The sequence below is a fragment of the Hymenobacter saemangeumensis genome (assembly GCF_039541835.1).
Taxonomy (GTDB): domain Bacteria; phylum Bacteroidota; class Bacteroidia; order Cytophagales; family Hymenobacteraceae; genus Hymenobacter; species Hymenobacter saemangeumensis.
On record NZ_BAABGZ010000027.1, the window covers coordinates 14682 to 27941 of the forward strand.

General features: G+C 61.9%; 10 protein-coding genes. 6 read left to right on the forward strand and 4 right to left on the reverse strand.

Annotation, left to right across the window (positions count from 1 at the left end; all coding sequences use genetic code 11):
- Positions 1-90: 90 nt before the first annotated feature.
- The 3 genes from ABD919_RS11900 to ABD919_RS11910 all read right to left on the reverse strand — a co-directional run bounded on the left by ABD919_RS11900 (position 91) and on the right by ABD919_RS11910 (position 4028).
- Positions 91-861, reverse strand: coding sequence for a hypothetical protein (locus ABD919_RS11900; protein ID WP_345236235.1), 771 nt, complete (start codon positions 859-861; stop codon positions 91-93).
- A 198-nt stretch (positions 862-1059) separates the two neighbouring features.
- Positions 1060-2232, reverse strand: coding sequence for a tRNA 2-thiouridine(34) synthase MnmA (mnmA, locus tag ABD919_RS11905; protein WP_345236236.1), 1173 nt, complete (start codon positions 2230-2232; stop codon positions 1060-1062).
- A gap of 329 nt (positions 2233-2561) precedes the next feature.
- Positions 2562-4028 (reverse strand): sugar transferase, encoded by a 1467-nt coding sequence (locus ABD919_RS11910; RefSeq protein ID WP_345236237.1) that lies wholly within the window; start codon positions 4026-4028, stop codon positions 2562-2564.
- Positions 4029-4188: 160 nt separating this feature from the next.
- Here ABD919_RS11910 and ABD919_RS11915 point away from each other — a divergent pair, with 160 nt between their 5' ends.
- The 6 genes from ABD919_RS11915 (at position 4189) to ABD919_RS11940 (ending at position 11852) form a co-directional block, all read left to right on the forward strand.
- Positions 4189-4848, forward strand: coding sequence for a protein-L-isoaspartate(D-aspartate) O-methyltransferase (locus ABD919_RS11915; protein WP_345236238.1), 660 nt, complete (start codon positions 4189-4191; stop codon positions 4846-4848).
- A 101-nt stretch (positions 4849-4949) separates the two neighbouring features.
- Positions 4950-7148 carry a M43 family zinc metalloprotease gene (locus ABD919_RS11920; protein WP_345236239.1) on the forward strand — a complete coding sequence of 733 codons (2199 nt, stop codon included), beginning with the start codon at positions 4950-4952 and terminating at the stop codon, positions 7146-7148.
- Between the two features lie 246 nt (positions 7149-7394).
- Positions 7395-9617, forward strand: coding sequence for a M43 family zinc metalloprotease (locus ABD919_RS11925; RefSeq protein WP_345236240.1), 2223 nt, complete (start codon positions 7395-7397; stop codon positions 9615-9617).
- A gap of 159 nt (positions 9618-9776) precedes the next feature.
- Positions 9777-10295, forward strand: a complete 519-nt coding sequence (locus ABD919_RS11930) for an acyl-CoA thioesterase (RefSeq protein ID WP_345236241.1) — start codon at positions 9777-9779, stop codon at positions 10293-10295.
- 56 nt (positions 10296-10351) lie between these two features.
- Positions 10352-11095, forward strand: a complete 744-nt coding sequence (locus ABD919_RS11935) for a hypothetical protein (protein WP_345236242.1) — start codon at positions 10352-10354, stop codon at positions 11093-11095.
- A gap of 37 nt (positions 11096-11132) precedes the next feature.
- Entirely contained in the window at positions 11133-11852 is a 720-nt protein-coding gene (locus tag ABD919_RS11940) for a hypothetical protein (protein WP_345236243.1), read from the forward strand.
- Positions 11853-12051: 199 nt separating this feature from the next.
- Here ABD919_RS11940 and ABD919_RS11945 read toward each other — a convergent pair whose 3' ends face one another.
- Positions 12052-13173, reverse strand: coding sequence for a redoxin domain-containing protein (locus ABD919_RS11945; RefSeq protein WP_345236244.1), 1122 nt, complete (start codon positions 13171-13173; stop codon positions 12052-12054).
- Positions 13174-13260: the final 87 nt, after the last annotated feature.

The following is a 13260-nucleotide window of genomic DNA, read 5'->3' on the forward strand; positions in this document are numbered from 1 at the left end:
CGAGGGCTGCCCGCCAAAAGTAACCCAGCGAAGCGGGTACTACCAAGAAGCCCGGCAGCCTCAGGACAAGCCGAGCGTCAAACTAGTTTCTCAACGGCCGTATTCTACCAGGGCCTCGTGCCGGGAGGTGCCAAAGAAAACCCGGCCCGTCGACCGCTCACACGTCCCGGTAGTAGGCGGCGCATAGGAAAAGTTGCGGCGGTAGCGCAGCACCGGCCCCACACCTTTGGCAAAAATCTGCCGGTAGGTACGCAGGTAGCAGGCGTCGTTGGCCGTGTGCTCGTCGCCGGTATCATCCACGGTTACCGTTTCGGGGTACACCTTGGTGACGGCGGGCACTCCCGTGGTCGCGGTTGTCAGCGAGAAGGACTGCCCCAGGTTACGGAATACCCGGTTCTGGTTGGTGATGGTGTCGCCCCCGCTGCTGGTAAAGGCATGCATGTTCCAGGTGCGGCCTTCACGAACCGGGAAAATGAGCTCCACGGTGCGGCGGTTGTTTCTCACCAGGGATACGGTTTGCGACGTGCCGGTCAGCACATACACGCTGTCGGCTTCCCAGTTCATGCTCACCGCAGGAATGCGCCTGGAGCGCACTACCCGGTACGCCTTGTTGCCCGCAGCATCGGTAAATGCGTCGGTGGCCGCAATGCTTTCCCGAATCTGATAGCGCTCCACCGGCTGCAGAATATGTTGCCGGTAGGTACTATCGGTAACGTTGTAGATGCGGTAGGTGCCGGCTTCCAGCGGGTAGTAGTCCTTGCCGGCGTCGGGCATGGGCACCGAGTTGTTTTCACAGCCTGCGACAGCCAGCAGCCCGGCCAAAACCAGGGACGATGCCAGCGCCTGGCACCTGCGACTCATGGAACGTACCGGGACTTTCATAGAAGAAATCAAAACAACGGCGGCAAAGGCACTTTATTACTGCTGTTACGCACGAACTGGTGCGCGGCGCATTGTAGCAGGTTGTTGGTTGCTGGCTCCGGGTTTCATGTCAGAACGACAATTAGAAACCAGAAACCAAAGCCAGTGCTTCGCCAGCCACCGTTAAACAGCGATTTATTAGCCTTCCACTACGGCATTGGCCGGAAAAGGTAGCGGAATTTCTCCGATAACGTGGCGCTCAATCCAGCCGCCGCCCAGCACGTCGCGTCCGTCGTAGAACACGGCAGCCTGCCCGGGAGTGATGGCATGCACGGGCTCCTCGAAGTACACGCGGATTTTGTCGCCCACCTGCTCCAGGAAGGCCGGGGCGCCGTCGTGGTTGTAGCGCACCTTCACGAAGGCCGGTACCAGGCCGCGCCCTTCCAGGCTGGCGTGCTTGCCGGGATTGAGCTTACCGACTACCGTAGCGGTGCTGGCCAGCTCGTCGTAGTTGCCCAGCACCACCTCGTTGGTATCGGGCCGGATTTCGAGCACGAACGCCGGGTAGCCCAGGGCCACGCCCAGGCCTTTGCGCTGCCCAATGGTATAGAACGGGTAGCCTTCGTGCTTGCCGATAACGCGCCCGCTTTTGGTCACGAAGTTGCCCCCGGCCACGCGCGCCTCCAGGTCCGGCACCCGCCGGCGCAGGAAGCCGCGGTAGTCGTTGTCGGGTATAAAGCAGATTTCGTAGCTCTCGGGCTTGTTCACCAGGTCGTGGAAACCCCGGCGGCGGGCTTCCTCGTAAATCTCGGTTTTGCGCATGCCCCCCAGCGGAAACAGCGTGCGGGCCAGGCTGGCCTGGCTGACGCCCCACAGCGCATAGCTCTGGTCTTTGTTATCGTCCAGGCCTTTGCTTACCACGTAGCGGCCGGTTTCGGCATCCTGGCGCACGTTGGCGTAGTGCCCGGTGGCAATAAACTGGCAGCCGAGCTGGTCGGCGCGGCGCAGCAGCGCATCCCACTTGATGTGGGTGTTGCAGAGCACGCAGGGGTTGGGCGTGCGCCCGGCCAGGTACTCGTCGGTAAAGTTGTTGATGACAAAGTCCCCGAACTCGTCGCGGATGTCGATGATGTAGTGCGGGAAGCCCAGCTCCACGGCCACGGTGCGGGCGTCGTTGATGCTGTCGAGGGAGCAGCAGCCGGTTTCCTTCTTCGAGCCGCCGGCCGAGGCATAGTCCCAGGTTTTCATGGTCATGCCCACCACTTCGTAGCCCTGCTCATGCAGCAGCACGGCCGCTACGGATGAGTCGATGCCGCCGCTCATGGCGACGAGTACGCGCCCTTTCGACGCTCCGGTTGATTCGGTATTCATAGTACGTGCAAACCACCCAGGGAAGTGAAAGTTCCGGCTGGCCGCGCTTGCAAAGATACGGACGGATTGATGTGCTGATTATTTGATGTGCTGATGAGGTAATAAGCACGTCATGCTGAACGCAGTGAAGCATCTTGCCCGTGGCAGTAATCCAATCTATTGAGTTTACTCTCGTGGCAGAGATGCTTAGCCTTCGCTGCGACGCCGCTTGATGCGCGGAATGCTCAGCATAAAGTTCTTTTTTCCTCCATCAGCCCATCAGCCCATCAGCCCATCAGCCCATCAGCACATCAGCACATCAGCACATCAGCACATCAGCACATCAAAAGCTACTTCCCCCGCCCTTCCACAATAATCTTCAGCGTATACAGCAGTACGCGGAAGTCCATGGCCAGGCTCATGTTTTCGATGTAGAGGATGTCGAACTTGAGGCGTTCCACCATCTGCTCCACGGTTTCGGCGTAGCCATACTTCACCTGGCCCAGGGAGGTGAGGCCGGGGCGCACGCGGTGCAGGTGGCGGTAGTGGGGCGCAATCTTGACGATTTTATCGATGAAGTACTGGCGCTCCGGGCGGGGACCCACAATGCTCATGTCGCCCTTCACCACGTTCCAGAACTGCGGCAGCTCGTCGAGGCGCACCTTGCGCATGAAGCGGCCCCAGGGCGTGATGCGGGGGTCGCGGTCGGAGCTCAGGGCCGGCCCCATCTTCTCGGCGTCGATGTACATCGAGCGGAACTTGATGATGCGGAACGGCTGGCCGTTGCGGCCAATGCGCTCCTGCCGGTAAAACACCGGCCCGGGCGAGGAAAGCTTCACCATCACGGCCGTGAAGGCATACACCCACCAGGCCAGAATCAGAAACAGGCTGGAAGCCACGATGTCGAAGATGCGCTTCACCACCACCTGCCACACCGGCAGCAGGTCCTGCTTGATTTCAATGAGCGGGGTGCCAAACAGGTGGTTTACTTTCACCGAGCCCAGCAGCATCTGGTAGAGGTCGGGCAGGATGCTGACGCGGGCCGGCGTGCCTTCCAGCAAGGCCAGGATGTCCTGAATAAGGCGGTGCTCGCTGGGCTCAATGGCAATGACAATCTGCTCAATCTTTAGGGCCCGCACCAGGGCCGGCAGGCGCTTGTAGGTGCCGCGGGTGGGCAGCTCGGCCGCCAGGGCGGGGTCGATGGTGTCGCCTACCGGGGCGAAGGCCACCAGGCGCAGGCCCAGGTGGCGGCCGGTGCGGCGCAGCTCGTGGTAGGTTTCCAGAGCCAGGGCGCTGGAGCCCACCAGCAGCGTAGGAAAGGATATGGTGCCCCGCCGGATAAGGCGCTGAATGCTGCTCACGGCCAAAGTCCGCAGAAAAGCCGTGAGCATAAAATGCACTAAGTAATACGCCGTAAACGTCTTGTAGTACGCCTTATAGTTGCTCACCCCCTGGTCGTCGAGCAGCAGGGCAAAAAAGATTACCACGGTGCCCAGCACCGAAGCCCGGGCCAGGCGGATAATCTCGGCCAGGCGCGACTTGCGGTAGATGTCGCGGTATTCGCCAATCAGCGCGTAGAGTATAGTCCAGAACGTGGCGATGAAAACCGCCGAGCCGGTGAGCTCAAACAGCACGCCTTCGGTGAAGCGGTAGCCGGTGAGCTCATCGAGCAGGTACTTGCGGAGCAGAAAAAAGCAAAACCAGGCCAGTAAGGCGGCACCGAAGTCGGCGGCCACGAGCTTGATGTATTGAAATCGACGGATAAGCTGCAAAGCGAGGTGTAGCGTATTATTTTCGCGGCCAAGGTAGCTCAACACGCTGGGCAAAGGTAGGGCCGGGGGCTGTTTGCCGTGCGTTTTTCGCAACGAGCAGCAAGCTACCACCTCCATATTCCCGGTTTAATGCGCACAGCTGGCCCCAAGGTGGGTTCCATCGGCCCGCAGCAGCTACTTGCTCACGCAAATTGTTCATTCCTAATTGACTGCTCCCGACTCATACCGCCACCGTGGCCAGCGCCGCACCCTGGTGCGCGAGCTGCGCAGCAAGGGCATTGCCGACGAGCGGGTGCTGACAGCGCTGGAAGCCGTGCCGCGCCACTTCTTTTTTGAGCCGGCCTTTGAAGCCCATGCCTACCAGGACAAAGCCTTTCCCATTGGGGAGGGCCAGACTATTTCCCAGCCCTACACCGTCGCTTTTCAAACCCAGCTGCTCGACGTCGAAGCCGGGCACCACGTGCTGGAGGTTGGCACCGGCTCGGGGTATCAGTGCGCCGTGCTGCTGCAGCTCACGGCGCTGGTGAGCAGCATCGAAATCAACCCGGTCCTGTTTGAGCGGACGCGGGAGCGGCTGGCCAGCCTGGGCGCCGGCCACGCGGGGCTGTATTGTGGCGACGGCTCGCTGGGCTTGCCCGCACGGGCCCCTTTCGACCGCATTCTGGTGACGGCCGGGGCCCCCGCCCTGCCCCCGGCCCTGCTGCGCCAGCTCAGCCTGGGGGGCAAGCTGGTCATTCCCGTGGGCGATGCCCAGCTGCAGCGCATGGTGCGCATCACCCGCGAGGGCCCGGAAGCTTTCGTGCGTGAAGAATTTACCGACTTCCGCTTCGTCCCCTTGCTCGGCGCCGACGGTTGGGGCCGCTAACTGATTTATCTTCACGGCCGCTAAGCGGAACAAAACGGCCCTGCCGGCCGGTTGTGTCGCTACGCTGCTGCATCGGCACTTTCTTTTTCTTGTTTTCTTCTATGTTGAAAAGCTTACCCTCGCTGCGTACTGCCCTCTTGGGCTGCGGATTTTTCATGGCACTAGCGGCACCGGCCCTGGCCCAGACTCCAGCCGAAGTTACCCGCACTTACCCGGAACATCGCTTTGGCCTGCGCTGTGCCTTCGACAGCGTGCAGCAGGCTGCCTTCCGGCGCGACCCCGGTTCGGAAGCCCGCTACCAGAGCTTTTTGCGGGAAGTAGCCCAGCAGGCCCGCAACGCGCAGGGCCGGCTGCTTTCCCAGCCCGACGTGACCGTGCCCGTGGTGATGCACATCATTCACACCGGTGGGGCCGACAACATCTCCGACGCCCAGGTGCAGGATGCGCTGCGCATCATCAACGAAGACTTCAGCAAGACCAACCGCGACACGGCCAGCGTCATCCCCGACTTCCAGGGGCGCTACGCCAACGTGGGCTTTAAGTTCCGGCTGGCTAAACTAGACCCCAACGGCAACTGCACCACGGGCATCACCCGCACCTACTCCACCGATACCAACATCGGCGACGACCGGGTGAAGCGACTCATTACCTGGGACCAGAGCAAGTACCTCAACATCTGGATTTGTACCAACGCCAACGGGGCCGGCGGCTACGCTTACCTGCCCTGCACGGGCGGCAGCGGCGACGGCATCGTTATCCGGGCCGCGCAGTTTGGCAGCATCGGCCAGGCCGGCGGCGGCAACTTTGCCGCCCGCTCCCTTACCCACGAGATTGGCCACTACTTCGGCCTGCCCCACACCTGGGGCGGCAGCAACACCCCCGGCCTGGCCACCAACTGCGGCCTCGACGATGGCATTGCCGACACGCCCAACACCATCGGCGCGTCGGGCTGCAACCTGGCCTTTTCGCCCTGCCAGGATGCCAGCGGCCAGCAGATTCTCTCCAACGTGCAGAACTACATGGACTACGCCAGCTGCGCCCGCATGTTTACCACGGGCCAGCGGGCCGTGATGCGGGCGGCTTTGCAGCTGGGCTGCCGCGCCCAGCTCAGCACCCCGGCCAACCTGCTGGCTACCGGTACCAACGACGGCTTCATGGGCGGCCCCTGCGCCCCGGTTATCGTTTTCCGGCCTTCCGACTCCAAAATCTGCGAGGGCGGCACGGTTACCTTCAACGACTATTCCTACAATGCCGACCTGCAAAGCCCCGGCACCGTGTACAGCTGGTCGTTCCCTGGCGGGCAGCCTGCCACGTCCTCGCAGCGTAACCCCACCGTTACGTACCCGGCCAGTGGCCAGTACGATGTAACCCTGGCCATCACGACGGCCGGCGGCAACGCCGTGGTTACCCGCAGCCAGCTGGTGCAGGTGGTGGGCCCCAACAGCGGCCTGACCGCACCCATTGCGGAGTCGTTCGAAAACCCGGGCTTCCCCAACAATTTTGCCGCGCCTGACCTGCGCAACTGGGTATCCACTTCCAGTGCTTCCACTACGCTGGCGGCCTGGCAGCGCCGGGCCGCGGTAGCCGGCAGCCTGGCGGTAAGCGAAGGCAGCGCCTGCGTGGCCCTGCGCAGCAACCTGATTCCCACCGGAACCACCACTTGGCTGGCTTCGCCCAACATCAGCCTGGCCGGCTTCAGCGCCAGCAACCCGCCGGTGCTGGTATTCGACCGCGCCTATGCCCAGCGCACCACGCCGGTAGCCGAAAACCTGCAGGTACAGTTCAGCAGCGACTGCGGCGTAACCTGGACTACGGCAGCATCTTATTTCAGCTCCACCCTGAACACCATGGGCACGCTGCGCGTCGACGGCTATACGCCCACCGATGCTGCCGACTGGCAGTCCTTGCAGGTGGCCATCGACCCGAGCTATATCGGCCCCCGCTTCCAGCTGCGCTTTCAGCTTACCAGCCGGGTCGGCAACCCCATTTACCTCGATAATGTGCGCCTGGCCATGCCCAGCGGTACGCGGGCCGTAGCCGAGCAGTATGGCCTGCGGGTGTTTCCCAACCCCGTAACCAGTGAAACGGCCGTGCAGCTTTCCCTGCCCAAGGCCGGCACCGTGCAGCTGCAGCTGCTGGACCTGATGGGCCGGGCCGTGCTGACGCTGCCGGCCACCCACCTGCCTGCGGGCCGGCAGACCCTGGCCCTGCCGCAGGCGGCCGGCCTCAGCGCCGGCGTGTATGTGGTGCGGGTGCAGGCAGCGGGGCAGCAGCTTTCTACCAAGCTCCTCGTTCAGTAAGGCGGATAGCTGGGCATTGCTCAGTGTTTAAAAGCGAGTGTTAACAGTTAAAATTCAGCCTGTTTGCATTTTAACTGTTAACACTTGTCTTTTTACTATTTCCAAGCAAAGCCCCTGGCTTTGCCAGCACTTATGCTCCAGCTTTGCTTGCCTACAGCCCCAGGTGTCGATTATCTTTATGGCCTGCAACTCTTTGGCTGCGCTTCCCTCTTTTAATCAGCTTTTTACTTCCCACCTATTTCAATGTTGAAAAAACTTTTACCCACTCTGGCTCTGGCGGTTCTGGGGCTACTGGGCACCCGGCCAGAAGCCCACGCCCAGGACAACCCCGGCATTCGCCGCTGTGACTTCGATGCCAAGCAGCGGGCCTACTTCAACGCGAACCCCGGCGCGGAGCACGCTTACGACGAGCTGCTGCGCCAGGCCGCGGCAAGCATGAAGGCCAACCCGGCACAGGCCCAGCGCGGAGCCCTGCTGGCTGCGCCCGACGTTACCATTCCGGTGGTAATTCACGTGCTGCACACCGGGCCGAACAGCAACATCACCGACCGGCAAATAAATGATGCGCTTGCTATCGTGAACCGGGACTTCAGCAAGACCAACCCCGACACGGTGGACATCATCCCCATGTTTCGGCCTATTATTGCCAACGTAGGCTTTCAGTTCAAGCTGGCCAAGATTGACCCCAACGGCAACTGCACCACGGGCATTACCCGCACCAGCTCGTTTGAGTCGAACTATGCTACCAATAATGTCATTAACGTCATTATGTGGGACCCCAGCAAGTACCTCAACATCTGGGTGAATGAGCGCATTGCCAGCGGAGCCGGCGGCTACACTTTCGGCAACCTGTGCGGGGGAACCGCCAACGGCGACGGCATTGTGCTCTACAGCTCGCAGTTTGGCAACAGCGGGCGCTCGTGCAGCTCCAACCTCTGTGCCCGCACCCTGACCCACGAAATCGGCCACTACTTTGGCCTGCCCCACACCTGGGGCCGCTCCAATACCCCCGGCCTAGCCAGCAACTGCAGCATCGACGACGGCATTGCCGACACCCCCAACACGACCGGCTACGACCAGTCGCAGGGCCCCTGCAACACCAACTTCGGCACCTGCACCGATGCCAACGGCCAGCGCATCATTTCCAACGTGCAGAACTACATGGACTATGCCGACTGTGAGAAGATGTTCACCCTGGGCCAGCGGGCAGTGATGCGGACCATCATTACCACCCTGCCCTGCCGCATCAACCTGGTTTCGCAGGCCAACCTGGTGGCCACCGGCACCAACGACGGGTACGTGGCGCCGCCCTGCGCTCCCATTGCCCGCTTTGTGCCCACTCCTACCACGGTGTGCGTGGGCAGCCCGGTCTCGGTACGCGACTACTCCTACAACTTCACGGCTGCCGGCGGTACGCTGAGCTATAGCTGGTCGTTCCCGGGCGGCACCCCGGCCACGGCTACCGGCCAGACGGCTACCGTTACCTACAACACCCCCGGGTTTTACACCATCACCGAGACGGTAACCAACAACGTGGGCAGCAGCGTGGAAACCCGTACTGAGATTATCAAGGTGGAAGGGCCGGCTGCCGGGCAGACGGGCCCCTACATGGAGTCGTTTGAAGCGGCTGGCTATAGCGCCCTCCCCGGCCCTTTCCCCAACCCTTCCCTGAACAACTGGGAAACCTACGGCGAAACCACCGTGGGCGCGCTGTCGCTGCCGGGCTACCCGGCCCCTTCGCGCTGGCAGCGCGGCACGGCCGTGCCTGCCGCCGATGGCATTGCCTACATGAGCGTGCCCCTGGTGTACGCCTCCGGCTACACCAGCACGCTCATTACCCCCAACATCGACCTGAGCATGGTTCCCACCTCCGGCGTGGTGCGCATTGCCCGGGCGTACGCCCCGCGGGTTGCCGGCGCCACCGAGCAGCTGCGCGTATCGTTCAGCAACGACTGCGGCCAAACCTGGCTGGGCAGCACCACCTTCTCGGCCACGGCGCTGGCTACCCAGGGCGGCGCCCCCGAGGCGGGCTACACTCCCCAGTCGCCTTCCGACTGGCAGGACCTCAACATTCCGATACCTGCCACTATGCAGGGCAGCCCGCGCTTTAAAGTGCGCTTCCAGATGGTGCAGGGCTCCGTTACCGGCAACCGCTTCTTCATGGACAAGTTCCGCATTGCCGGCCCCCTGGGCACGCGCGAAACGGCACTAACCCAGCGCGGCATCAGCGTGTACCCCAACCCGCTCACCAATGAGACAGCCGTGCACGTGGACCTGAACAGCCGCACCGAGGTGCAGGTGAGCCTGACCGACCTGCTTGGCCGCGAGGTGCTGAGCCTGCCCAGCAAAACCTACGGCGCAGGCAATCAGGCCATCGGCCTTCCGGCTGCCAGCCTCAGCCCCGGCCTGTACGTGGTGCGCATCAAGCTGAACGGCGAAACGTATTCCAGCAAGCTCACGGTGAACTAAGCTGTTTCCTGCGCTACTACCCCGAAAAAAGCCCTGCTCCCAACCGAGCGGGGCTTTTTATTGCCGGGCCGGCGGCTTGCAGCCGTACCTTTGCCTCTCTTTTCATACCACATCGGAAGGCAGTCGCTCTGCCCTTGCCTTCCTGAAACCAGACCTTCCATGCGCAAGCAGAGACCCGTATCCGACTCCTTCGTCATCATGACCGAGCTGGTGCTTCCCAACGACACCAACACCCTGAACAACCTCATGGGGGGCCGGATGATGCACCTGATGGACATCGCCGCCGCCATTGCCGCCCAGAAGCACTCCAACCGCATCGTCGTCACGGCCTCAGTCGACAACGTGTCGTTCCGCGACAGCATTCGCCTGGGCAATGTGGTTACGCTGCAGGCCCAGGTGACCCGCGCTTTTAGCTCCAGCATGGAGGTACACATCGACGTATGGGCTGAGGACATTCCCAGCGGCACCCGGATGAAGACCAACGAGGCTTTCTTCACCTTTGTAGCCGTGGACCAGACCGGCCGCCCCATTGATGTGCCGGAGGCCCTGCCCGAGACGCCGGAAGAAATTAAGCTCTACGAAGGCGCCCTGCGCCGCCGCCAGCTGCGCCTGGTACTCGCCGGCCGCATGAAGCCCGCCGAAGCCCAGGAGCTGAAAGCCATTTTCGAGCTGGAGTAAAATAGTATCAGGTGTTAAGTACTGAGTAGTTAGTTTTTTGTCGATACGCTGGGCTTATGTCTTCAAACACTTTAGCTTTTCTGCAGAACTTTTACACCGACGTCACGCTGTATGTGCCGGCCGAGGCGGAGCCGGCAGGGGCATCTGCGCCGGCGGTTGTAGCCGAACAGGCTGCTGAGCTGCCGGCTCCTCCAACCACTGCCGCGCCCTTAGCCCTGCCCTTGCCCGCTGCGGGTGCGGCTGCTCCGCCTGTTTCTGCAACGCCTAAGCTGCCCTCCCTGGGCACCATGCCCGCCCGCCCGGCAGCTGCCGAGCCGGCTCCTCAGGCAGCAGCACCGGCCCCGGTGCAGATTCCGGCTGCCGCGGCACCCGCCGCTACTCCCTCAGTTCCGCCCGTAATGCAGGTAACCTTCTCTACCCAGGGCAGCCGGGCCGATGGGGTGCTGCTGCTGGTGCGCCTGCCCCACGAGCAGTTTCTAAAGCTGCCCCGCAACGTATTTCTGAATAAGATGCTGCAGGCCCTGGGCCTGGTGATGGCCGACGTGGTACTGGTAAATGTGGAGTCGCACCTGCCGGTGGCCCTGGTGAACCTGCGACGCGAGCTGGCGGCCACGCAAATCATTGCCTTTGGCAAAAACCTGCTCGACGTCACCATTCGCAACACCCAGATTTACGAGCCGGTGCAGTTCCCGAGTCTGAACCTTTCCTACCTGGCTTCGGCGGAAATTGACCTGGTGGAGTACGATGTAAGCCTGAAAAAACGGCTCTGGCCGGGCTTGCAAGCCATGTTCCTGCGCTGATACCGGGCCTGGGCTTCCCCGCAGTATCTTGGGCCGTATGAAGAGTACTTTACGGCACCTGTTGGTGCTGCTGGCCGGGCTGCTGGGCTTGCTCTACGCAGGCTACTGGCAGAAGAACAGGAGCGACAGCCCCGAGCTGCAGCCCGCCACCGCCACCATTACCTGCTACGCACTCGGCCAGGCTTTTGCCCAGGACAGTGCAGCCGCTGACCGGCAATTTCGTGGCAAAACCCTGGCCCTGGAGGGCCTGCTGGCAGGATTGACCGACGACGATGCCGAACGCGACCGGCGGGGCGAGTTCGTCTGGATTTGGCAGCGCAGCTATGATTATGTAGCACTGATAGGCGCTACCCGGCAGGGCGACCAGCTCCTGGTGCAAGGGCCGGCCCACTGGCGCGAGCTAAGTCCCGCCGCCCGGCAGCAAAGCCGATTAGACTCCCTGCTGTGGGTGCGGGGAAAGGCCCTCAACACCACCTCCACCCGGCCCTACGTACTTGTGCAGGTGCAGCTCCTGCACACCGGCCTGGACGCAAACTTTCCGGCGAATGAGCTCCCAGGAGCCCGAATGATGCAGCGGTGGACGACCACCTTCAACGCCTACGAAGCCAGCCGGCCCCTGGGCCGTGGCTTGCGCAGCCAGCTCCTCACCCACCGGCTTCTCCTCAACGCCCGCTACCGCCGCTACAGCCACCGGGCCGACTCCACCCTGATGCTACATTTTGACCAGGGCGACAGCGTAAGAGCGGCCCCTCTGTGATAAGCCTTCACCTTGGCCTTGCAATGGACTACCCTATTGGATAGAATGTGAAACCTGAGTTCGCCCAAAACGATGAAGCTGTTTAAAAACCCAGGCTGGTGTTCCTGAATTTTTAAACAGCTTCATCGTTTTTAACTTACCCAGCTCCTTTAAGCGGCCGGGCGACGCCCAGGTTAGGCTAGCCCGTTAACAGTGCCTTTTACTTCAGCACTTCGGCCAGCTTGGCCGCCAGGGCTTCGCCGCGGAGGTTCTTGGCAATAATCTTTCCTTGGGGGTCGAGCAGAAAGGACTGCGGTATGGCTTTCACCCCGTACGCCGCACCAGCTACGCTGTTCCAGCCGGCCAGGTCCGAAACGTGGTGCCAGGTCAGCTTATCGTCTTCAATGGCCTTGGTCCAGCGGCCTTTCTCCTGATCCAGCGACACCGAGTAGATGGTGAAGCCTTTGCCTTTATCCTTAAACTTGTTGTAAGCGGCTACCACGTTGGGGTTTTCCTTGCGGCAGGGGCCGCACCAGGAAGCCCAGAAGTCAATCAGCACGTACTTGCCGCGCAGGCTGCTCAGGGCCAGCTTGCCGCCCTCGGGCGTGGGCAGGTTAATTTCCGGCGCAACGGTGCCGGGGGCCGTGGCCCGCAGGGGCTCCAGGCGGGCCGTCAGCTCCCGCGTGAAGGGCGAGTTGGGGTTGGCTTTGCGCTGAATGCCGGCGATGGAGTCGGCGAATACAAATTCCTCCTCCGGGTTGAGGAAAGCCCCGGCGGCAAAGCCGGCGGCTACCGAAGTCGCATTCTGACGAATAAGCTTTTTCACGCGGGCGTTGTTCAGGTTTTGGGCGGCATAGTATTGCTGCTCAATGGCCTGCATCTCCTCGGTTTTGCCGGCCTGGCCGGCAGCATTGTAGCGCTGCCCCAGGCTTTCGAGCTGGCCTTTGGTGCCTTGCAGCACGCGGGTGAGCTGCTGCAGCAGCTCGGTATCCTTGCTGCCTTTCACAGAGTACGTGGCGGGCAGGCTTTTGGCATCGCCATCTAGCTGCATGCGGGTTTTGTTGTCCAGCATCAGCAGCACCTGGTTGGGCTCGTCTACTTTGAGCTGGAAGATACCCGCCCGGGCGGTGGTGTCCTTAAAGGTGAACTTGCCCTGGGCATCGGTTTTAGCCGTTCCCTTTTCCACAAATTGATTGGCTGTAAGCCGCGACAAGGTGACCGTGGTTCCTGCGGGAGCATTTTTCAGCTGGCCGGTGATTTCGTAGCCATCGGCAGCAGTAGCGTTCTGGCAGGCATTGGCAACACCCAGCACAGTGGCGGCCAGGAAAAGGGGCTTAATCATAGAGTATTGTGGCATGGCGTGAATTTTACAAGAGCCGGGCAGCCGTAACGGGCATAGAAACCAGAACCACCACAGCAGCGGCGGGTA

Coding starts and splice junctions, on each gene's coding strand:
- ABD919_RS11900 (WP_345236235.1), bottom strand. CDS start 861: ATGAGTCGCAGGTGCCAGGCGCTGGCATCGTCCCTGGTTTTGGCCGGG.
- mnmA (WP_345236236.1), bottom strand. CDS start 2,232: ATGAATACCGAATCAACCGGAGCGTCGAAAGGGCGCGTACTCGTCGCC.
- ABD919_RS11920 (WP_345236239.1), top strand. CDS start 4,950: ATGTTGAAAAGCTTACCCTCGCTGCGTACTGCCCTCTTGGGCTGCGGA.
- ABD919_RS11930 (WP_345236241.1), top strand. CDS start 9,777: ATGCGCAAGCAGAGACCCGTATCCGACTCCTTCGTCATCATGACCGAG.
- ABD919_RS11935 (WP_345236242.1), top strand. CDS start 10,352: ATGTCTTCAAACACTTTAGCTTTTCTGCAGAACTTTTACACCGACGTC.
- ABD919_RS11940 (WP_345236243.1), top strand. CDS start 11,133: ATGAAGAGTACTTTACGGCACCTGTTGGTGCTGCTGGCCGGGCTGCTG.
- ABD919_RS11945 (WP_345236244.1), bottom strand. CDS start 13,173: ATGATTAAGCCCCTTTTCCTGGCCGCCACTGTGCTGGGTGTTGCCAAT.